The sequence below is a fragment of the Thauera sp. SDU_THAU2 genome, assembly GCF_038260575.1.
In the GTDB taxonomy this organism is placed as follows: Bacteria; Pseudomonadota; Gammaproteobacteria; order Burkholderiales; family Rhodocyclaceae; genus Thauera.
Genome location: NZ_JBBWUN010000003.1, coordinates 3,030,817 through 3,050,797 on the forward strand (window position 1 = coordinate 3,030,817; position 19,981 = coordinate 3,050,797).

Annotated in this window: 16 protein-coding genes, 1 tRNA gene and 2 pseudogenes; 4 read left to right on the forward strand and 15 right to left on the reverse strand. The window is 65.7% G+C overall.

What is annotated here, in order from left to right:
- Positions 1-54 precede the first annotated feature (54 nt).
- Entirely contained in the window at positions 55-2,805 is a 2,751-nt protein-coding gene (ppc, locus tag AAFL97_RS15855; RefSeq protein WP_341645737.1) for a phosphoenolpyruvate carboxylase, read from the forward strand.
- On the opposite strand, the gene AAFL97_RS15860 is transcribed toward ppc, so the two are convergent.
- Positions 2,806-3,591: a LytR/AlgR family response regulator transcription factor gene (locus tag AAFL97_RS15860; protein WP_341645738.1), complete on the reverse strand. Its 786-nt coding sequence runs from the start codon at positions 3,589-3,591 to the stop codon at positions 2,806-2,808. It abuts the gene before it with no gap.
- Positions 3,588-4,613, reverse strand: a complete 1,026-nt coding sequence (locus AAFL97_RS15865; RefSeq protein ID WP_341645739.1) for a sensor histidine kinase — start codon at positions 4,611-4,613, stop codon at positions 3,588-3,590. The genes AAFL97_RS15860 and AAFL97_RS15865 overlap by 4 nt, the downstream gene beginning before the upstream one ends.
- Before the next feature lie 95 nt (positions 4,614-4,708).
- On the opposite strand from AAFL97_RS15865, the gene argH reads away from it, so the two are divergent.
- Genes argH through AAFL97_RS15880 form a run of 3 tightly spaced genes read left to right on the forward strand, consistent with a single transcriptional unit; the run spans position 4,709 to position 8,349 of the window.
- Complete coding sequence (gene argH, locus AAFL97_RS15870) at positions 4,709-6,142, forward strand: argininosuccinate lyase (RefSeq protein ID WP_341645740.1); 1,434 nt, start codon at positions 4,709-4,711, stop codon at positions 6,140-6,142.
- Between the two features lie 9 nt (positions 6,143-6,151).
- Positions 6,152-7,438 carry a serine/threonine protein kinase gene (locus AAFL97_RS15875; RefSeq protein WP_341645741.1) on the forward strand — a complete coding sequence of 429 codons (1,287 nt, stop codon included), beginning with the start codon at positions 6,152-6,154 and terminating at the stop codon, positions 7,436-7,438.
- Entirely contained in the window at positions 7,435-8,349 is a 915-nt protein-coding gene (locus AAFL97_RS15880) for a fructosamine kinase family protein (RefSeq protein ID WP_341645742.1), read from the forward strand. The genes AAFL97_RS15875 and AAFL97_RS15880 overlap by 4 nt, the downstream gene beginning before the upstream one ends.
- Before the next feature lie 10 nt (positions 8,350-8,359).
- On the opposite strand, the gene AAFL97_RS15885 is transcribed toward AAFL97_RS15880, so the two are convergent.
- The 13 genes and pseudogenes from AAFL97_RS15885 to AAFL97_RS15945 form a co-directional block, all read right to left on the reverse strand.
- Complete coding sequence (locus tag AAFL97_RS15885) at positions 8,360-9,409, reverse strand: nucleotidyltransferase domain-containing protein (protein WP_341645743.1); 1,050 nt, start codon at positions 9,407-9,409, stop codon at positions 8,360-8,362.
- Between the two features lie 38 nt (positions 9,410-9,447).
- Positions 9,448-10,245: an HprK-related kinase A gene (locus AAFL97_RS15890; RefSeq protein ID WP_341645744.1), complete on the reverse strand. Its 798-nt coding sequence runs from the start codon at positions 10,243-10,245 to the stop codon at positions 9,448-9,450.
- 147 nt (positions 10,246-10,392) lie between these two features.
- Positions 10,393-10,644 carry an HPr-rel-A system PqqD family peptide chaperone gene (locus AAFL97_RS15895; RefSeq protein ID WP_341645745.1) on the reverse strand — a complete coding sequence of 84 codons (252 nt, stop codon included), beginning with the start codon at positions 10,642-10,644 and terminating at the stop codon, positions 10,393-10,395.
- A gap of 51 nt (positions 10,645-10,695) precedes the next feature.
- The gene (locus AAFL97_RS15900) at positions 10,696-11,160 is read right to left on the reverse strand and encodes a hypothetical protein (RefSeq protein ID WP_341645746.1); all 465 of its coding nucleotides are present in this window, start codon (positions 11,158-11,160) and stop codon (positions 10,696-10,698) included.
- 257 nt (positions 11,161-11,417) lie between these two features.
- Complete coding sequence (gene grxD / locus AAFL97_RS15905; protein WP_341645747.1) at positions 11,418-11,747, reverse strand: Grx4 family monothiol glutaredoxin; 330 nt, start codon at positions 11,745-11,747, stop codon at positions 11,418-11,420.
- Between the two features lie 104 nt (positions 11,748-11,851).
- Positions 11,852-12,712 carry a peptide chain release factor N(5)-glutamine methyltransferase gene (gene prmC / locus AAFL97_RS15910; RefSeq protein ID WP_341645748.1) on the reverse strand — a complete coding sequence of 287 codons (861 nt, stop codon included), beginning with the start codon at positions 12,710-12,712 and terminating at the stop codon, positions 11,852-11,854.
- The gene (gene prfA / locus AAFL97_RS15915) at positions 12,712-13,791 is read right to left on the reverse strand and encodes a peptide chain release factor 1 (protein ID WP_341645749.1); all 1,080 of its coding nucleotides are present in this window, start codon (positions 13,789-13,791) and stop codon (positions 12,712-12,714) included. The genes prmC and prfA overlap by 1 nt, the downstream gene beginning before the upstream one ends.
- A 55-nt stretch (positions 13,792-13,846) precedes the next feature.
- Positions 13,847-15,100, reverse strand: a complete 1,254-nt coding sequence (gene hemA / locus AAFL97_RS15920) for a glutamyl-tRNA reductase (RefSeq protein WP_341645750.1) — start codon at positions 15,098-15,100, stop codon at positions 13,847-13,849.
- A 199-nt stretch (positions 15,101-15,299) separates the two neighbouring features.
- A tRNA-Phe gene (locus AAFL97_RS15925) sits at positions 15,300-15,375 on the reverse strand.
- 176 nt (positions 15,376-15,551) lie between these two features.
- The gene (locus tag AAFL97_RS15930; RefSeq protein WP_341645751.1) at positions 15,552-17,270 is read right to left on the reverse strand and encodes a cation acetate symporter; all 1,719 of its coding nucleotides are present in this window, start codon (positions 17,268-17,270) and stop codon (positions 15,552-15,554) included.
- A pseudogene (locus AAFL97_RS15935) lies at positions 17,267-17,574 on the reverse strand (DUF485 domain-containing protein). Before AAFL97_RS15935 ends, AAFL97_RS15930 begins: the two are co-directional and overlap by 4 nt.
- A 183-nt stretch (positions 17,575-17,757) precedes the next feature.
- Positions 17,758-19,242, reverse strand: coding sequence for a sensor histidine kinase (locus tag AAFL97_RS15940; protein ID WP_341645752.1), 1,485 nt, complete (start codon positions 19,240-19,242; stop codon positions 17,758-17,760).
- Positions 19,217-19,902, reverse strand: a pseudogene (locus AAFL97_RS15945) (response regulator). Before AAFL97_RS15945 ends, AAFL97_RS15940 begins: the two are co-directional and overlap by 26 nt.
- Positions 19,903-19,981: the final 79 nt, after the last annotated feature.

The window sequence follows — 19,981 nt, forward strand, 5'->3', positions numbered from 1 at the left end:
TCCCCGCTTGCCGCACGTTCCACCTCCCCGCCCACTCCTACAAGCAGAAACGACATGAACCAGGACAAAGACGCACCGCTGCGCGAAGACATCCGCCTGCTCGGCCGCCTGCTCGGCGACACCGTGCGCGACCAGCAAGGCGCCGCCGCATTCGAGCTGATCGAGCGCATCCGGCAGAATTCGGTCCGCTTCCACCGCGACGACGATGCCGCCGCGCGCCGCGAACTCGAGGACATCCTCGACGCCCTGTCGCGCGACCAGACCATCCAGGTCGTGCGCGCCTTCAGCTACTTCTCGCACCTGGCGAACATCGCCGAGGACCAGCACCACATCCGCCGCTCGCGGGCCCACCTGATCGCCGGCTCCGCGCCGCGCGAAGGCAGTCTCGCCCACGCCGTGGCCAGCGTGCTGGACAGCGGCGCGGCCGATGCCGCCGGGCTGGCCGAATTCTTCGACACCGCGCTGGTGTCGCCGGTGCTGACCGCCCACCCCACCGAAGTCCAGCGCAAGAGCATCCTCAACTGCGAGACGGTGATCGCGCGCCTGCTCGACGAGCGCGACCGCATGCAATTGACCCCCGAGGAAACCGAAGCCAGCCTCGAAGCCTTGCGCCGCGCCGTGCTCACGCTGTGGCAGACACGCATGCTGCGCACCGCCAAGCTGTCGGTGATCGACGAGGTCACCAACGGCCTGTCCTACTTCGACACGACTTTCCTGCACGAACTGCCGCGGCTCTACGCCAGCCTGGAAGACCGCCTGGCCGCGGCGAGCCCCGGCCTCGACGGCGTCGAACTCGCCGCCTTCCTGCAGGTCGGCAGCTGGATCGGCGGCGACCGCGACGGCAACCCCTTCGTCACTGCCGAAGTGCTCGACAAGGCCTTGTCGATGCAGGCCACCGTGGTGCTCGACCACTACCTCGACCAGTTGCACCGCCTGGGCTCGCAACTGTCGATGAGCCACGGTTTCGCCGGCGCCTCGGACGCGCTGCTGGCGCTGGCCGAACGCTCGCCGGACAACTCGCCGCACCGCAGCGACGAACCCTATCGCCTGGCCGTGTCGGGCATCTACGCCCGGCTGGCCGCCAGCTATCGCGCACTGCTGGGCCATGAGCCCACCCGCCACGCCGTCGCCGAAGCCGCGCCGTATGCCGATGCGGCGGAACTGGCCGACGATCTCGACATCCTGCACCGCTCGCTGCTCGCCAACGGCTCCGCTGCGCTCACCCGCGGCCGCCTGCGCCAGTTGCGCCGCGCAGTGAAGGTGTTCGGCTTCCACCTGGCGCCGATCGACCTGCGCCAGAACTCCGACGTGCATGAACGCGTCGTCGCCGAACTGCTCGAAACCGCCTGCCCCGGCACCGATTACCGTGCCCTCGACGAGACCGGCCGCTGTGCGCTGCTGCTCGAGGAACTGGCCACCGCCCGCCCGCTGGCCTCGCCGCACCTGCGCTATTCGGAAGAGACCGAAGGCGAGTTGGCGATCTTCCGCACTGCCCGCCGCGCCCACCTGCGCTACGGCACGGCAGCGATCCGCAACTGCATCATCTCCAAGACCGACGACGTCTCCGACCTGCTCGAGCTGGCGGTGCTGCTGAAGGAAGCCGGCCTGCTGCGGCCGCTGGAGAAGGCGCTCGACGTCAACATCGTGCCGCTGTTCGAGACCATCGGCGACCTGGAGAACGCCGCCGGCGTCATGGACCGGCTGTTCTCGCTGCCGATCTACCGCGAACTGCTGGCCGCGCGCGGTCAGACCCAGGAAGTGATGCTGGGTTATTCGGACAGCAACAAGGACGGCGGCTTCCTGACTTCGGGCTGGGCGCTGTACAAGGCCGAAGGCGAACTCGTCGCCGCGTTCGCCCGCCACGACGTCCGCTTGCGCCTGTTCCACGGCCGCGGCGGCTCGGTCGGCCGCGGCGGCGGGCCGAGCTACCAGGCCATCCTGGCCCAGCCCGACGGCGCCGTGCAGGGCCAGATCCGCCTCACCGAACAGGGCGAAGTCATCGGCGCCAAGTACGGCAACCCGGAAGTCGGCCGCCGCAACCTCGAAGTGCTGGTCGCTGCCACGCTCGAGACCAGCCTGCGCCCGGCCGATGCCGAACCCACGCCGGCCGCCTTCCTCGGCGCCATGCAGGCACTGTCCGATACTGCCTTCGCCGCCTATCGCGGCCTGGTCTACGACACCGAAGGCTTCGAGCGCTATTTCTGGGAATCCACCGTGATCAGCGAGATCGCCGCGCTGAACATCGGCTCGCGACCGGCCTCGCGCAAGAAGAGCACCGCGATCGACGATCTGCGCGCGATTCCGTGGGTATTCAGTTGGGCGCAGTGCCGGGTGATGCTGCCGGGCTGGTACGGTTTCGGCAGCGCGGTGCGCGCTTTCCTGGAAAAGCATCCGGACGACGGCCTGGCACTGCTGCAGCGCATGTACCGCGAGTGGTCCTTCTTCGCCACGCTGTTGTCGAACATGGACATGGTGCTGGCCAAGAGCGACCTGGCGATCGCCAGCCGCTACGCCGGCCTGGTCAAGGACGTCGCGCTACGGGAAGAAATCTTCGGCCGCATCCGCGCCGAGCACCAGGCCACCGTCGGCGCGCTGCTGCAGATCACCGGCCAGAACGAACTGCTCGACGACAACCCGCTGCTGAAGCGCTCGATCCGCAACCGCTTCCCCTATCTCGATCCGCTCAACCACGTGCAGGTCGAACTGCTGCGCCGCCATCGCGAACAAGGGGAAGATCCGCGCATCCGCAACGGCATCCACATCTCGATCAACGGCATCGCCGCCGGCCTGCGCAACAGCGGCTGATCAGCGTCCGAGCGCCTGCTTCACCGCCGGCCATTGCCGGCGGCTGACCGGCAGGCGACCGTCCGGACCTTCCAACCCTCTCAGCAGCACTTCCCAGCGCCCTTCGCCGTCGGCCTCGCCGACACGCTCGACACCCAGCACCGCGTCGCGCGCCACCAGGCAGCTGCGGTGCACCCGCAGCAGGCGCCGGGGGAACTCCTGTTCGAGCTGCACCAGGGATTCGTCGAGCAGGTAGTCGCGTTCGGCGGTGCGCGCGGTGACGTATTTCAGCTCGGCCTTCAGGTAGAGCACTTCGGCCACCGGCAGCAGCAGGATGCGGCCGCGCTCGCTGACGCTGAAATGGCGGCGCTCGTTCGGCGCCAGGCTCGCCAACACCGGATCGGCTGGCGGCTGGCGGCTGCGCAGCTTGCCCAGCGCAGCCGCCAGCCGCTCGGCACGCACCGGCTTGAGCAGGTAATCCACCGCCGCCAGCTCGAAAGCCTCGACCGCGTACTGGTCGTAGGCGGTGACGAAGATCACCGGCAGCGGCGGCGTGCAGCGGGCCAGATGGCGGGCAAGCTCGACGCCGTCCATCGCCGGCATGCGGATGTCGGCGAGCACCACGTCGGCCTCTTCGGTTTCGAGCAGACGCAAGGCCTCGACGCCGTTGGCGGCCATGCCGGCCACGGCGTTCGGGCAGGTCCGGGCGATGTCGCCGAGCAGGTCGCGCAGGCGGGAACGGGCGGGCGCTTCGTCATCGACGATCAGTACCCGCAGTGCAGCCGCCTGGCCGGCAGCAGGATTCATGTTTCCGAGCTCCTGTAGGGCAGGCGGATGCGGACGCGATAGCGGCCCTCGTCGCTATCGCTGTCCAGCCCCGCCTCCAGATCGAAGAACAGCATCAGGCGCTCGCGGATGTTGTCCAGCGCCATGCGATTGCCGGCGCGATGGCGCTCGGCATCGCACACCGGGTTATCGACTTCCAGCCTCAGTTCGCCTCCGCGGCGCTCGATGCGCACGACGACCTCCCCCGGCTCGCTGGACGGCTCGATGCCGTGGTAGACGGCATTCTCCAGCAGCGGCTGCAGCAGCAGCGCAGGGACGCGGGCATGCATCAGCTCGGCATGCGCGGGCGTTCCCGCCGCCGGCAGCTCCCAGCGCACGGCCAGGCGCTCGTCGAGACGCAGGCGTTCGAGATCGACGTAGCGCTCGCACAGCGCCACCTCGTCGCCCAGCGGCACCAGTTCGCGGTTCTCCCGCATCAGCACGCGGAACAGATCGGCCAGTTCCTCGAGTGCCCGTTCGGCCCGCCGGGGGTCGGAACGGATCACGCCCAGCACGCCGTTCAGGCTGTTGAACAGGAAATGGGGGCGGATGCGCGCGCTCAGCGCCTGCAGCCGCGCCTCGGCCAGCGCCGGGGAATAGCGCCGGCTGCGATAGTCGAAGTAAGTCAGGCAGATCATGGCCGCCGCCAGCGCCCAGGCAAGGCGGCGGAACAGGCTGCCGCCTTCGGTCAGCGGATAGCTGAGCGCCACCGCGAACACCACCAGCGCCAGCAGGCCGCCCAGCGCGATGCGGGGGGACACCGTCCTGAGCCGGGGCGAAGCGAGATACAGCAGCAGCACGACCAGCAGCAGCGGAAGTTCGAGGCGGCCGGCCATCAGCACCGCCTCGGCGAGCAGCCGCTCCCCTTCGTCGACGCGAACCAGCAGCGTGGCCAGCGCGAACAGGTTCACCAGCACCAGCAGGCGCAGGATGACGCCCAGATTGCGGAAATCCGGCAGCGCCGGGGCGCCGAGCGGCACGGGCTTTTGCTTTATACTTTCCATCGTTTTTGGCGCCGCGCCAGCGATCGCTCCCCAGCAAGACAAGTCCCCATGCAAGACCCGCCGAATACGCGGGCCGACACCCTCCGACACGCATTATGACAGACACCACGATGCCGGCTGCCGGCAATGGCGAACCCGCCAAGGCCTGGTCCGGCCGCTTCACCGAACCCGTTTCCGACCTCGTCAAACGCTACACCGCCTCGGTCATGTTCGACCAGCGCATGGCCCGCCAGGACATCCGCGGCTCGCTCGCCCACGCCAGGATGCTGGCCAAGCAGGGCATCATCGCCGCCGCCGACCTCGCCGACATCGAACGCGGCATGGCGCAGATCGCCGGCGAGATCGAGCGCGGCGAATTCGCCTGGAACCTCGACGACGAGGACGTCCACCTCAACATCGAGAAGCGCCTGACCGCGCTGGTCGGCGACGCCGGCAAGCGCCTGCACACCGGCCGCAGCCGCAACGACCAGGTCGCCACCGACATCCGCCTGTGGCTGCGCGATGCGATCGACCAGATCCTGGCGCTGATCGCCGAATTCCAGGACAGGCTGCTCGACGTCGCCGAAGCCAATGCCGACACGCCGATGCCCGGCTTCACCCATCTGCAGGTCGCCCAGCCGGTCACCTTCGGCCACCACCTGATGGCCTACTACGAGATGAGCCGGCGCGACGCCGAGCGCTTCGCCGACTGCCGCAAGCGCGTCAACCGCCTGCCGCTCGGCGCCGCCGCGCTGGCCGGCACCAGCTATCCGATCGACCGCGAATTCGTCGCCGCCGAACTCGGCTTCGACGAAGTCTGCTTCAACTCGCTCGACGCCGTCAGCGACCGCGACTTCGCCATCGAGTTCTGCGCCGCCGCCGCGCTGCTGATGTCCCACCTGTCGCGCCTGTCGGAAGAGCTGATCCTGTGGATGAGCCCGCGCGTGGGCTTCATCGACCTCGCCGACCGCTTCTGCACCGGCAGCTCGATCATGCCGCAGAAGAAGAACCCCGACGTGCCCGAGCTGGTGCGCGGCAAGACCGGCCGCGTCAACGGCAGCCTGATCGCGCTGCTGACGCTGATGAAGGGCCAGCCGCTGGCCTACAACAAGGACAACCAGGAAGACAAGGAACCGCTGTTCGATACCGCCGACACGGTCATCGACACGCTGCGCATCTACGCCGACATGATCACCGGCATCCGGGTCAAGGCCGAGGCCATGCGCGGCGCGCTGAGCCAGGGCTATGCCACCGCCACCGACCTCGCCGACTACCTGGTGAAGCAAGGCCTGCCTTTCCGCGACGCCCACGAAGCCGTGGCGCTGGCGGTGCGCGCAGCCGACGTCAAGGACTGCGACCTGCCGCAGTTCTCGCTCGACGAACTGCGCATCGCCATGGCGCACGTACCGGGCGCCGCCGAGCGCCTGGGCGAGGACGTGTTCGGCGTGCTGACCGTCGAAGGCTCGCTCGCCTCGCGCAAGCACGTCGGCGGCACCGCGCCGGAGCAGGTGCGGGCGGCGATCGCGCGCGCGCGCAAGCTGCGAGGCTGACCGAACCCCATGGCGGTGGAGCGGATAGGCAAGTACGAGATTCGCCGCCAGCTCGGCGAAGGGGCCACCAGCGTCGTCTTCCTGGCCTGGGACCCCTTCAACCAGCGGGAAGTGGCGATCAAGCAGCTGCGCCGCGACGTGCTCAACGATCGCAACCGCGGACGGCTCTACCGCCAGCTCTTCCTCAACGAATCCGCCTTCTCCGGCCGCCTGCACCATCCGCACATCGTCCAGATCCACGACGCCGCGGTGGACGACGACAACGCCTACGTCGTCATGGACTACGTGCCCGGCGGCACCCTGGAGCAGCTGACCCGCCCCGGCTCGCTGGCCAGCTTCGAACGCATCATCGAAATCGTCTTCAAGGCCACCCGCGCGCTGGACTACGCTTTCCACCAGGGCATCACCCATCGCGACATCAAGCCGGCCAACATCCTGCTGATGACGCCGGAAAGCAGCGACATCCGCATCTCCGACTTCGGCTCGGCACTGGCCACGGCGCGCGAGACCACGCAGATCTCGGGCATCGGCTCGCCGGCCTACATGTCGCCCCAGCAGGTTCGGGAAGTGCCGCTCGACCATCGCACCGACATCTATTCGCTCGGTGTGGTGATGTTCGAACTGCTGACCGGCCGCCTGCCCTTCGAAACCAGCAACAACTACAGCCTGCTGTACCGCATCGCCCACGACCTCGTGCCGCGCCCGTCCGAACTGCGCCCCGAGGTCCCCGAAGCGCTCGACGCCATCGTCCGCCGCGCCACCGAGCGCGACGTCGATCACCGCTACCAGAGCTGGGCCGAGTTCTCGCACGACCTGGCGCTCGCCTTCCGCAACCGCAGCGTGGAAGTCGCACGCGGCTCGATACCCGAAGCCGAACGCTTCGAGGCCTTGCGCGCGATGCGCTTTTTCCGCGAGTTCTCGGACGCCGAGCTGTGGGAAGTGCTCCGCCTGTCGCAGTTCAGCCAGGTGCAGCCCGGCACTGTGATCATGAAGGAGGACGAAGGCGGCGACTCGATCTGCTTCATCATCGACGGCGAAGCGCAGGTCAAGAAACGCGGCCGCCTGCTCAACGTGCTGACGGCAGGCGAATGCTTCGGCGAAATCGCCGTCTTCTCGGCCGCTGCGGGCATACGCTCGGCCTCGGTCACGGCAAGCACGGCGACCAGCCTCGTCACGTTGCGCGCCCGCGCCTTGCGCCGTGCCAGCGACACCTGTCGCATGCACTTCTACAAAGCCTTTCTCGAAGTCCTGGCCACCCGCCTGTCGCTGGCCAGCGCCCGGATCGCCAACCTGTGACACATCCAGCCCTGCCCGCGATCGAGGCCGCAATTCGCCAGCGCTTCGGCAACCGTTTCAGCATCCGCAGCGCCCAGGCGACCGGTACAGGCCTCAGCACCACGATGGTCGTCGCCGGCGCCAGCGAACGCTTCTTCGTCAAGCTCGCCAGCGCCGACCGGCTGCCGATGTTCGAAGCCGAAATCGACGGCCTGCTCGCGCTCGCAGCAGCCGGCAGCTTCCGCACGCCGACTCCGATCGCCAGCGGCAGCACCGGCAACGGCAGCGACGCACATGCTTTCCTGGTGCTGGAACATCTCGAATTGCATCCGCTGCAATCTGCCGAGGACGGCGTCCGCTTCGCCGATGCCCTGATCGCACTGCACCAGGCCACCGGCCCGCACTTCGGCTGGCGGCGCGACAACTTCATCGGCAGCACGCCGCAACGCAACCCCTTCGCCGACAACTGGGCGCTGTTCTTCACCGAACACCGCTTGCGCCCGCAATTCGCCCTCGCCCGCAGCAAAGGCTTCGGCGGCGAACTCCAGAAGCAGGGCGAACGCCTGTTCGACCGCGTGCCGGCACTGTTCCTCGATTACCGCCCGCGCGCAAGCCTGCTGCACGGCGACCTCTGGCACGGCAACGCCGCGATGCTCGCCGATGGCACACCGACGATCTACGACCCCGCCGTGCATTACGGCGACCGCGCGTCCGATCTCGCCATGAGCGAGCTGTTCGGCGGCTTTCCGGGCAGCTTCTATGCCCGCTACCGTACCGGCTGGGCACTCGACGAAGGCTACGAGACCCGCAAGCAGCTCTATGGTCTGTACCACATGCTGAACCATCTGAACCTGTTCGGACGGGGGTATCTGGGCGAGGCGCTGCGGCTGGCGACGCGCTTGAATCAGGCGCTTTCGCTGCGGCGCGATTGAGAAAGCGCGCTCACTGGCTCCGTGCCAGCTGCCGCACATTTCGCCAGGTCTTGATTGCCGCATGGCGCGCCAGCAGAGAGACAGGCATGCGCATGCGGTGATAGCGCAGGCGGGCCAGTCCGCCCGCCGCTCTCCAGCCCAGGGGGCTGCGGGCTTCCGGCAGACGCGGCAGCAAGGTATGCGCCACCATCCAGTCCATCACCCGTCGAACCGGCCGCGGCGGCGGCGAGGGCCAGAGCACGGCCGGCACGGACGTGCCCAGCCAGCGCTCGCAGTAATGCAGGGCGTACCAGAACAGGCGATCGGCGCCATGCTGCCTCACGCGCGCGGCCAAGGCACGCATCGAGCCATCATCGGCAGGCAGCATGCGCAGCAAGCCATCGATATCGACAAGATCGCGCAGACGCCCATCGAGCTCCGTATCCTGGAACAAATGCACGACTGCATGCACGAGTTGATCCGCCGGGCTCAGGACGCTGAAACGCAAACCCGGCAAAGGCAGCAGAGCAGCAAACAACATCTCCACATCCGGAGTACACCGGCTGGTCACCGGCGCGATCGCATGATGCAGGTCGAGTTCGAGCGCATGCCCTTCTGCACGCATTGGCGGCAACTCGTGGCTCCACTCGCGATAGTAGCGCTGATCGTATTCATCGCTGACCGTGGACGCCCAACCCTCGGCCGCGAGTGCCGCTTCCACCGCATCGAGATCGGCACGCCGCACCAGCAGGTCGATGTCGGCGGCAATCCGCCCGTCGGCGCTCGGCAAGCCCTGCATCTGGTAGGCCGCGCCCTTCAGCAGCACGACATCGATACCGGGCGGCAGCACATCGGCGAGCGTACGCAGTTCGAGTTCGAGCAGATGGCGACGGTGGGCAGCAAAATTCATCGCCGCCTGCAAGTGGCCGCGCGGCTGTTCCGGCACCGCCGCCCACAGCGCCGGATTGACCATCAGGCGACAGCCCAGCGTCGCATGTAGGCGCGCCGCGCGCGCGAGACGGATCACCCCCTCCCAATCGCCCAGGCCCATGGCATGAGCGCTCGCCGGCTCGCGCAGCACACCGAGCAGGCAGGATACAGCGTTCTGCAAGTTGGCGCTCATGCCGGCCCGCTCCCCTGAGCATCGAGCAATTGCCGCAGGCAGGCCACAGCCTCATCAAGCCGGCCATAAACCAGTTGGTAGGCTGGACAGGCGGCAGCGAGATCGGCCACCGCCTCGAACGAAATCCTTCCGAGCACGCCGTAGTTGAAACTGTTGAAGGCAAGCCGGGTGAAAGCCTGCTCGGGCGCTTGCGGCTCGAGTTGCAACGGTACGCCCGGACGCCAGGCCGGAAAGACGATCAGCCCCGGACGCGCCGGACGGTGAACCAAGGCAACGCTCGCCGCGTCCGGCGCAAGATGGGCAACGTCGCCCTTGCGCGTGGCAGTAAAGGTCGGCCCCAGTTCGGCTTGCGCCGAGAAACCGCGGATCACGCCGATCGATGCATTCTTGAGCGCCACCGGCTTGAGCATCGGCAGCAGATCGCCAGATTGGGGCCGCAATACGCCAAACTCATCCGACAGCAGCCGAAAGCCGGCAAGCATCATCGCCGCAGTCAGCGTACTCTTGCCTGAACCAGGTGTGGCAGGAAGCAACAATGCACGATCCGCTTGGGCGAGCACGCCAGCATGCAGCAGCACATATTGATTGAAGCGTTGACCGAAACTCCAGTTCAGACCCCATTCGTAGTGCGGCAAAGCATGGCTTGCCGCAAAGGGCTCGAAAGGCTGGACGCGGTCGATCAGAAACCGGGACTGCGGCTTCAACCAGCGCCGCGCACCCTTGCCTGGCTCGATATCAACATGAAAATCCGTGAAATCAGCGCGGCGGACCGGTGCGAAATGCCGGTAGGACATGGCGAAAAGCAGCGGCGAAGCCTGAAGCCCGGCTGCACACCCGAACCGTGCAAGCACCGTAGTCGATGTAAAGGCCATCGCCGCGCAGTGTACGGACAAGCTCCTTTTGAGACCAATCACCTACCGTGGTAAACGGATCACCGCTCGTCATGTCTCCACCAGGCCGACATCGGCCAAGGCTGCGACTACGTCGTCGAACGTCGCTTCCGATTCATCTGCCTCGGCGGCAAGCGCCTGCCGAAGCCATGTTGCAGTAACCGGTCCATCTAGTGCGAGTTCTTCCGCAACCGCAGCAACCGCCGCAAGTTCGGCGGGCAGCAGATGCGTCTGCCACGTCAGGGGATCGAACACAAGTGCGGCTTCACCCAAGGGGCGAACGATGGAACGGGGGCGAAGCACCGCGTCGTGATCAGGAAATGAGGGTGTTGTCGCCAGAGACGCTGTCCGGCATCAGGGAGTTCCAGCACGACCCCCCGCCATCGGCGTCGCACCGATTGCCGAGACATCGAGTATCGGCGTGCGGTCGGGATAGTTGACCAGAACATAATAATACTGATTGGGGTAAAGGGTCGGCTGACTCCCAAACTTCAGGGTCACCTCCTCCGCGCCGCCGTTCGACACCTTGTAATAGCTATCGCCATACATGAAGCCGTTCACGTTCTCGGACCCGTTGCCAGCCGCTTTCACCGCCTTGAATTTCAACGCTTGGACTCGGGCGCGTACCCATTTGTCAGTTCCCATTTCCACCGCACGCGGAGTCTCCCTGCCGAACAGTCCAGAGCTATTGGCCTCGCAGCTCGAACTGGTCGCGGCAAGCGCAGCCCCACTCGGCAGCGTGAAAACGACCGGCGCAGCAGCGGCCGACTTGATCAGGCGCCTGCGCGCTTCATTGCGGGATTTGTCATCAACTGACATGAAGAACCTCTTTGCCCAATATCGGACGAGGGACACAGCTTAATCCGCCAGAGTTCCCAAGTACCGGAATTTCATCACATTGAGCTATCAAAGCAAGAATCAAACCATCAGTGCCCTGCACCCGCAAAGCGTCCTTTTTTCAACGACCTGTCCGTCTGCACCCGCCATTCGGCGACAAAGTCTGAACAACGGTGTAAAAAGTTCCGACAGATTCCCGCCGGGCTTTATCGGCAAATGTGCCCGCAAGCACGCCTACATCAGGCGTCCCGCGCCACCCCTGCATCCTTCAGCATCTGCTGCAGCTCGCCGTTCTGGTACATCTCGCGCATGATGTCGCTACCGCCGACGAATTCGCCCTTGATGTAGAGCTGCGGAATGGTCGGCCAGTTGGAGAATTCCTTGATGCCCTGGCGGATCTCGTCATCGGCCAGCACATTGACCGCCAGCACTTCCTTCACACCACAGGCCTTCAGGATCTGGACGGCGGCCGACGAGAAGCCGCACTGCGGAAACTGCGGCGAACCCTTCATGTAGAGAACCACGTCGTTGTTGGTGACCTGGTCGCGAATGACGTCTTGAATGCTCATGATTGGGGCCATCAAAAGTTGAGTTTAATAGTCGGGTAATTTTAGGATGGGTGGTGTTCAGCGTCAATGCACCCACAATGGGCATGCCGCAGCACTTCGTGGATTCAGTCACGCCCCAGCCAGCGGCCGCCCGAGACCCGCTCGATGCCGGCGATGTCCTTCCACGAGGCGATTTCCGCGAAGCCGGCATCTGCCAGCAGACTGCGCACGGCCGCAGCCTGATCATGGCCATGTTCGAGGAACAGGCGGCCGCCGGCCGCCAGGCGGACAGGCGCCTGCATGACGATTTCCTGCAGATCGTCGAGCCCGGCAGGGCCTGCCGCCAAGGCGCCCGGCGGCTCGAAGCGCACGTCGCCCTGCTCCAGATGCGGGTCGCCCGCAGCGACGTAGGGCGGATTGGCGACGATGAGGTCGAAGCGCTCGTCGCCGAGGGACGTGAACCAGTCGCTCTGGACGAATGAGACGCTGGCGCCGAGACGGGCGGCATTGGCCATCGCCACCCACAGGGCTTCGCGTGAGCGGTCGATCGCGCTGACATCGGCCTCGTCGAGTTCGAGCGCCAGCGTGATCGCCAGCGCTCCGCTGCCCGTGCCCATGTCCAGCACACGGGCAGCCTTGCGGTCGGAAAAATATGCGATCGCCAATTCGACCAGCAATTCGGTATCCGGGCGAGGGATCAGCACCGCAGGCGTGACCATGAACTCGCGGCCGAAGAACTCGCGCATGCCGACGAGATAGGCAACCGGCTCACCGATCACACGGCGCTCGACCAGTGCGCGATACGCTGCCCAGTCTTCTCCATCCAGCATCTGCTCCGGCCAGGCCACCAGCCGTGCCGCCGGGCACTGCAGCACGTGGCGCAGCAGCACGCGCGCATCCATCAGATCGATACGCATCCTCGCCCACGCCAGGGCGCCGGCGATGTCGGTTCGATCGGGGGCGGAGCCCGGCTTGCTCGCCGTCATCACTCTTCAGCCAGGGCGGCAAGCAGTTCGGCCTGATGCTCGAGCGTCAGCGCATCGACCAGTTCGTCGAGTTCCCCCTGCATGACCGCTTCCAGCTTGTACAGCGTGAGGTTGATGCGATGGTCCGTCACCCTGCCCTGCGGAAAGTTGTAGGTACGGATGCGCTCGGAACGGTCGCCGCTGCCGATCAGGCTCTTGCGCTGTGCCGCCTCCGCGCTCTGCTGGGCGCGCACCTTGGCATCGTGGAGGCGCGCCGCCAGCACCGACATGGCCTGGGCCTTGTTGCGATGCTGGGAGCGGTCGTCCTGGCATTCGACGACGATGCCGGTCGGAATGTGCGTGATGCGGACGGCGGAGTCGGTCTTGTTGATGTGCTGCCCGCCTGCCCCGGAAGCCCGGAAAGTATCGATGCGCAGATCGGCCGGGTTGATCTCGATCGCCGCGACCTCGTCCGCCTCGGGCAGCACGGCCACGGTGCACGCCGAGGTATGGATGCGCCCCTGGGTTTCGGTCACCGGTACGCGCTGCACACGATGTCCGCCGGACTCGAACTTCAGTTTCGAGAACGCACCGTTGCCGGCGATGCGGGCGATCACTTCCTTGTAGCCGCCCAGATCGGATTCGCTCGCCGACACGATCTCGACTTTCCAGCGCTGGCGCTCGGCATAACGCGAATACATGCGCAGCAGGTCGCCGGCGAACAGCGCCGCCTCGTCGCCGCCGGTGCCGGCGCGGATCTCGAGGAAGAGGTTGCGTTCGTCGTTGGGATCGCGCGGCAGCAAGGCACGCTGCAGCTCGTCTTCGAGCGTCGCGATGCGTGCTTCGCCGGCTTCCAGTTCCAGTTCCCCGAGCTCGCGCATTTCGGGATCGGCCAGCAGTTCGCGCGCGGTGTCCCGGTCCGCTTCGGCCTGCACGTAAGACGCATACAGCGCGACCACCGGCTCGATCTCGGCGCGCTCCCGCGACAGGTCGCGGAAGGCATTCATGTCGTGCGCGCCATCCTCGGCCGCCAGGGCACGGTCCAGTTCCTGCAGGCGTGCTGCAAGATGTTCGAGTTTGTCGCGGATGCTCTGTTTCATGGCTGGATGAGGGCTGTCGGCCCGCAGTTGCAGGCCTGAACGCAGGTGTACTGCGCTAGCCCTGGTGGGGGAGATTGAAAAGCTGGCGTACGAACTGGCCGGCCTCGGCCTTGTGCGCGACTTCCGCCTGGTTCAGATAACGGGTCGGGCCATGCATCAGCTTGTTGGTCAGACCATGCGACAGCGCCTCAAGCACCTTCTGTGGATCGTCGCCCTTGGCCAGCAGGCGCACCGCACGCTCCAGTTCGGCCTGGCGCAGGCTCTCGGCATGTTCGCGCAGCGCACGAATCGCCGGCACGGTTTCGCGCGCCGACATCCAGTGCAGAAAGCCATCCACGCGCGTGTTGATGATCTGCTCGGCCTCGATCACCGCCTGCTGGCGCGACTCCATGCCGGCATCGACCACTTGGGCGAGATCGTCGACGGTATACAGGAAGATGTCGTCGAGCCCGGCGATCTCCGGCTCGATATCGCGCGGCACGGCAAGGTCGACCATCACCATCGGGCGGTGGCGGCGCGCCTTCACGGCCCGCTCGACCATGCCCAGGCCGACGATGGGCAAGGGCGCCGCGGTACAGGAGACGACCACGTCGAAGCGCGACAGCATGTCGCCGATCTGGTCGATGCGCATGGTCTGCGCGCCGAAGCGGGAAGCCAGCGCCAGCGCACGCTCTTCCGTGCGGTTGGCCACCGTCATGGATTTCGGCTGCGCACCGGCGAAATGCGCTGCGCACAGCTCGATCATCTCGCCCGCGCCGATGAACAGCACGTGCTGATCGCTCACGCTCTCGAAGATCCGCTCTGTCAGATGCACCGCCGCCGCCGCCATCGACACCGTATTGGCACCGATCGCGGTGGTGGAACGCACCTCCTTGGCCACCGCGAAGGTGTTCTGGAACAGCTTGTGCAGCAGCGTGCCCAGCGTGCCCGCCTCTTCGGCGCGGCGCGCGGCATCCTTGACCTGGCCGAGAATCTGGGGCTCGCCGATGACCATCGAATCGAGGCCGCTGGCGACGCGGAACACGTGGCGGATCGCGTCGCGCTGCGGATAGGCGTACAGATAGGGTGAAACGTCGTTGAGCGCCACCTGGTGGAAGCGCGCCAGCCAGTCCGCCGCATGCTGGGGCTGCTCGGCGGCGAAATACAGCTCGGTACGGTTGCAGGTCGACAGGATCGCCGCCTCCCGCACCGAATCCGCATGGGCCAGATCGTGCAGCGCCTGGCCCAGCCTTTCCGGCTGAAACGCAACGCGCTCGCGAATCGCAAGCGGCGCTGTGTGGTGGTTCAGGCCAAGGGCGTAAAGCTGCATTCGGGATCGGGCTGTTCAGCACGCTTCGATGGAGAGGTGCGCATTATAGCACCCAGGTCTACGGGCAAAAATTGAGCGGAATCAGCCAGTTTCCTTGCTCCGCCGGCAACGCCTGCATCGTCTGCATGAGGGCCTGGAGGCCGCTTTGAAAGCAAAAAGCCCGATCGATAGGACCGGGCTTTTTGCTTGAAGAATTCCTTGGTGGCCAGGGACGGAATCGAACCGCCGACACGCGGATTTTCAATCCGCTGCTCTACCAACTGAGCTACCTGGCCGAAGAGGTGTGCATTATAGCCTGAATTCATTCGAGGTCAAGCATTGCCTGTTACCTGCCTTTCTTTTTCCTCTATCCGAATCAGCTCGCCAAAAACGACAGGCGGCGAGCCCGAGCCCGCCGCCTGTCGTATTGCCATCGGCAGCCCTTCCCGAGGGGGAAGGGCTGGGCCGAGGTTTAGTGGCTCGAGGCCGCCGCGGCACCGATCCCGGTCTCGGACCGCACGCGCTGGGCCAGGTAGCCGGCGCGATCGGCCTTGGCGCGGGCACTGTTGTCGAGGATCGAGAACAGCCAGATGCCGAGGAAACCGGCAGTCATCGAGAACAGGGCCGGCGACGTGTAGGGGAACAGCGCCGAACCCGCCGGGTTGCCGAGCGTTGCTTCCCACACCGACGGCGACACCACGGTCAGACCCACGGCGGAGACCAGGCCGATGAAGCCGCCGATGGTTGCGCCACGGGTGGTGCAATCCTTCCACAGCACCGACATGAACAGTACCGGGAAGTTTGCCGAGGCCGCGATGGCGAAGGCCAGCGACACCATGAAGGCGATGTTCTGCTTCTCGAATGCGATGCCCAGAATCACCGCGATGACGCCCAGCACGATGGTGGTGATGCGCGACACGCGCAGCTCGGAAGCGGAATCGGCATTGCCCTTCTTGAACACCGTGGCGTAGAGGTCGTGCGACACCGCCGAAGCGCCCGACAGCGTCAGGCCCGCCACCACCGCGAGAATGGTCGCGAAAGCCACCGCCGACATGAAGCCGAGGAAGACGTTGCCGCCGACCGCATTGGCGAGGTGGATCGCCGCCATGTTGCCGCCGCCCTTCAGCACGCCGTTGGCGTCGAGGAACTCCGGATTGTTGGACACCAGCACGATCGCGCCGAAGCCGATGATGAAGGTCAGGACGTAGAAGTAGCCGATCCAGGTCGTGGCCCAGAACACCGACTTGCGTGCTTCCTTGGCATCCGGCACGGTGAAGAAGCGCATCAGGATGTGCGGCAGGCCTGCGGTACCGAACATCAGCGCCATGCCGAAGGAGATCGCCGAGATCGGATCCTTGATGAAGGACCCCGGCCCCATGATCAATTGGGCGAGCGCGCTGGCCTCTTCCGGCGACTTGCCGACTGCGATCGCGGCATCGGCCTTGACCTTCACCGATGCGGCGAACAGCTGCTCGGGCGAGAAACCGTAGTTCATCATCACCATGAAGGCCATGAAGGACGCGCCCGACAACAGCAGCACCGCCTTGATGATCTGCACCCAGGTGGTCGCGGTCATGCCGCCGAACAGCACGTAGACCATCATCAGCGCGCCGACGATCACCACCGCCATCCAGTAGTCGAGGCCGAACAGCAGCTTGATGAGCTGGCCGGCGCCGACCATCTGGGCGATCAGGTAGAAGGCCACGACAACCAGCGTGCCCGACGCGGCGAATGCGCGGATCGGGGTCTGCTCGAAACGGTAGGCAGCCACGTCGGCGAAGGTGAACTTGCCGAGGTTGCGCAGTTTTTCCGCCATCAGGAAGGTGATGATCGGCCAGCCGACGAGGAAGCCGATCGAGTAGATCAGGCCGTCGTAGCCGCTGACCATGACCGCGGCGGAAATACCGAGGAAGGACGCCGCCGACATGTAGTCGCCGGCGATGGCCAGGCCGTTCTGGAAACCGGTGATGCCGCCGCCGGCGGTATAGAAATCGGCCGCCGACTTGGTCTTCGATGCGGCCCACTTGGTGATGAACATGGTGCCGGCAACGAAGGCGCCGAACATGATGATCGCGGTCCAGTTGGTGGCCTGCTTCTCGGCCTGGCCGAGATCGCCACCGGCTGCCAATGCGGCAGCGGACAGGAGGGCAAGGGCGAGTCCGCCGCCCAGACGTGCGTAACGGCCGCTCATTTACCGCTCTCCTTGACGATTTCCGCGGTCAGGGCGTCGAACTCCGAGTTGGCGCGACGCACGTAGATGCCGGTGATGACGATCGTGAAGATGATCACCCGAAACCGACCGGCACGCCAAGCGTCATCACCCCTTCGCCCAGGCGCTGGTGGAACAGCTCCTTGTCGAAAGCGATGATCGCGGTGTAGCCGTAGTACACGACCAACATGATGATCGTCAGCGTCCAGCCGAAGCGGGTGCGCGTGCTGACCAGCTTCTGATACTTGGGGTTGGCGACGACTTTCGCCACTGTATTGCTTTCCATCTCTCCCTCCTGCTTGTTGTTTGAAAAGCCGCACATCGATCGGCGGCGCCCAAAGTATGTGGCGACGCTTACGCTGCACTTACAAGAGGATAAAAGATTTTACTTATCTGTGGTTTTTTAATGTTTATTGACTCAGATCAAACAATCCGTCGGCAGAGTCCATGTGAAACCTGAGCCCCGTACCTAGCCAAGGGGATAAACATCGCCCTGCACCGGTGGCGGAGCATGGAGATGGCTGCGCGGAAAGACCACGCGCGCCAACGTCCCCTGCCCCGCCGGATTGGCGTCGAGCGTGACGATGGCACGGTGCAGCTCGGCGATTTCGCGCACGATCGGCAAGCCCAGGCCGGAACCGTCCGCACCGCTTCCCAGCACGCGATAGAAGCGCTCGAACACACGCTCCCGATCCGCCTCGGGAATACCCGAACCGGTATCCTCGACTTCGAGGATCGGCGAACCGGCAAAGCGCGTTCGCACCGTCACGCGCCCCGCACGAGGCGTGTACTTGATCGCGTTATCCACCAGATTCTTGACCATTTCGCGCAGCAGCACCGCGTTGCCCTCGACCAGCAATTCGCCGTCACCGCCTTCCGCACCAAGATCGATCTCTTTCGCCTGCGCGCGCGGGAACAGTTCCAGCGCCACTTCGCGCACGATCATGCCCAGATTCACCGGCTCGACGGCATACATCTTCTCGAAGCTCGCCTCGGCCCGCGCCAGCGACAACAGCTGATTGATGAGGTGGGCCGCACGATCGGTGCTTTCGGCGATATGGGCCAGCGACTGGCGCAGTTGCTCGGGATCGGTCTCGTGCAGGGCGAGGTCGGTCTGCATCTTCAGCCCGGTCAGCGGTGTGCGCATCTGGTGGGCGGCATCGGCAATGAAACGCTGCTGGGCCTGCAGATTCTCTTCGAGGCGCTCCATCATGTCGTTGAAGGCGACGATCAGCGGCCTCACTTCTTCCGGCACGCTCGCCGGCTGGACCGGCGATAGATCGGTCGGCCGCCGTCGGCGGATCAGGCTCTGCAGGCGGTTGAGCGGCGTGATGCCTCGCGACAGCCCGACCCAGACGAGCAGCACGGCCAGCGGGATGATGGCGAACTGCGGCAGCAGCACCCCGGTGACCACGCGCGACGCCAGATCGCCGCGCTTGTTGCGGGTCTCGGCCAGTTGAACCCAGACCAGCGGAGAATCTTCACCCGCCCCCGGCCTCAGCAACTGGTAGGCGATCCGTGTCTCTTCGCCATGGATGGTTTCGTCGCGGAACAGCACGTCCTCTCCTGCCGGCGGCTGCAAGCCCTGCGGCCTGGGAATGTCCGCATCACCGGCCACGATCACGCCATGCTCGTCCGCCACCTGGAAATACAGCACGTCATCCTGATCCGCGCGGAACAGGGCGCGGGGCGGAGCGGGAAAGCGCACGACGACCCGGCCATCCTCATGCGCAACCATGCGGGACAAGGTACGGACACCATCGGCCAGCGCAAGGTCGTAGGGCTGGTTGGCGATGCTGTCGGCAACGTTGTGCGTGATGATGATCGAGATCGGCCACAGGAACAGCAAGGGCGCCAGCAGCCAGTCGAGGATTTCGCCGAACAGCGAATTCGGCGGCCCCGGGCGCTTCGTACTCGATGCTGCCCTGTCAGACTTTCGCCGCCGGCGCCGCATCCGAGTTCTCCAGGCAATAGCCCAGCCCGCGAGCGGTCACGATGCGCACGCCGCTGTCCTCCAGCTTCTTGCGCAGACGATGTACGTAGACTTCGATGGCATTGCTGGAGACTTCCTCCCCCAGCCGCACAGGTGATCCACCAGTTGATCCTTGCTCACCAGCCGCCCGACGCGCAGCAGGAACACTTCCAGCAGGCCGATTTCGCGTGCCGACAGTTCGAGCACCTGGCCGTCCACCTTGACCACGCGGTCGGCCTGGTCGTAGGACAGGCGCCCCAGTTCGAGGCAGCGCGCCTGGCCGGTGCCGCGGCGCGTCAGAGCGCGCACGCGCGCCTCCAGTTCGGGCAGGGCGAACGGTTTGGCCATGTAGTCGTCCGCACCCGCGTCGAGCCCGCGCACGCGGTCATCGACGCCGTCCTGCGCCGTCAGGATCAGCACTGGCAGCGCCGACTTGCGCGCTCTCAGCCGCTTGAGCACCTCGATGCCCGGCAGCCGCGGCAGGCCGAGATCGAGAATGAGCAGGTCGTATGGCTGGGACGCCAGCGCCACGTCGGCGTCGATGCCGTTGTCGACATGATCGACGGCATATCCATTGCGCCTCAAGGCGCGGCCGATGCCGTCGGCAATCACGGGATCATCTTCTGCCAGCAGGATACGCATGGAATTCCGGGGTGTGAGTTACGCGTGAGCGAATGCACTGCCTTGGCTCGGTCGCTGGGTACAGCGGAAGCGGCCAATT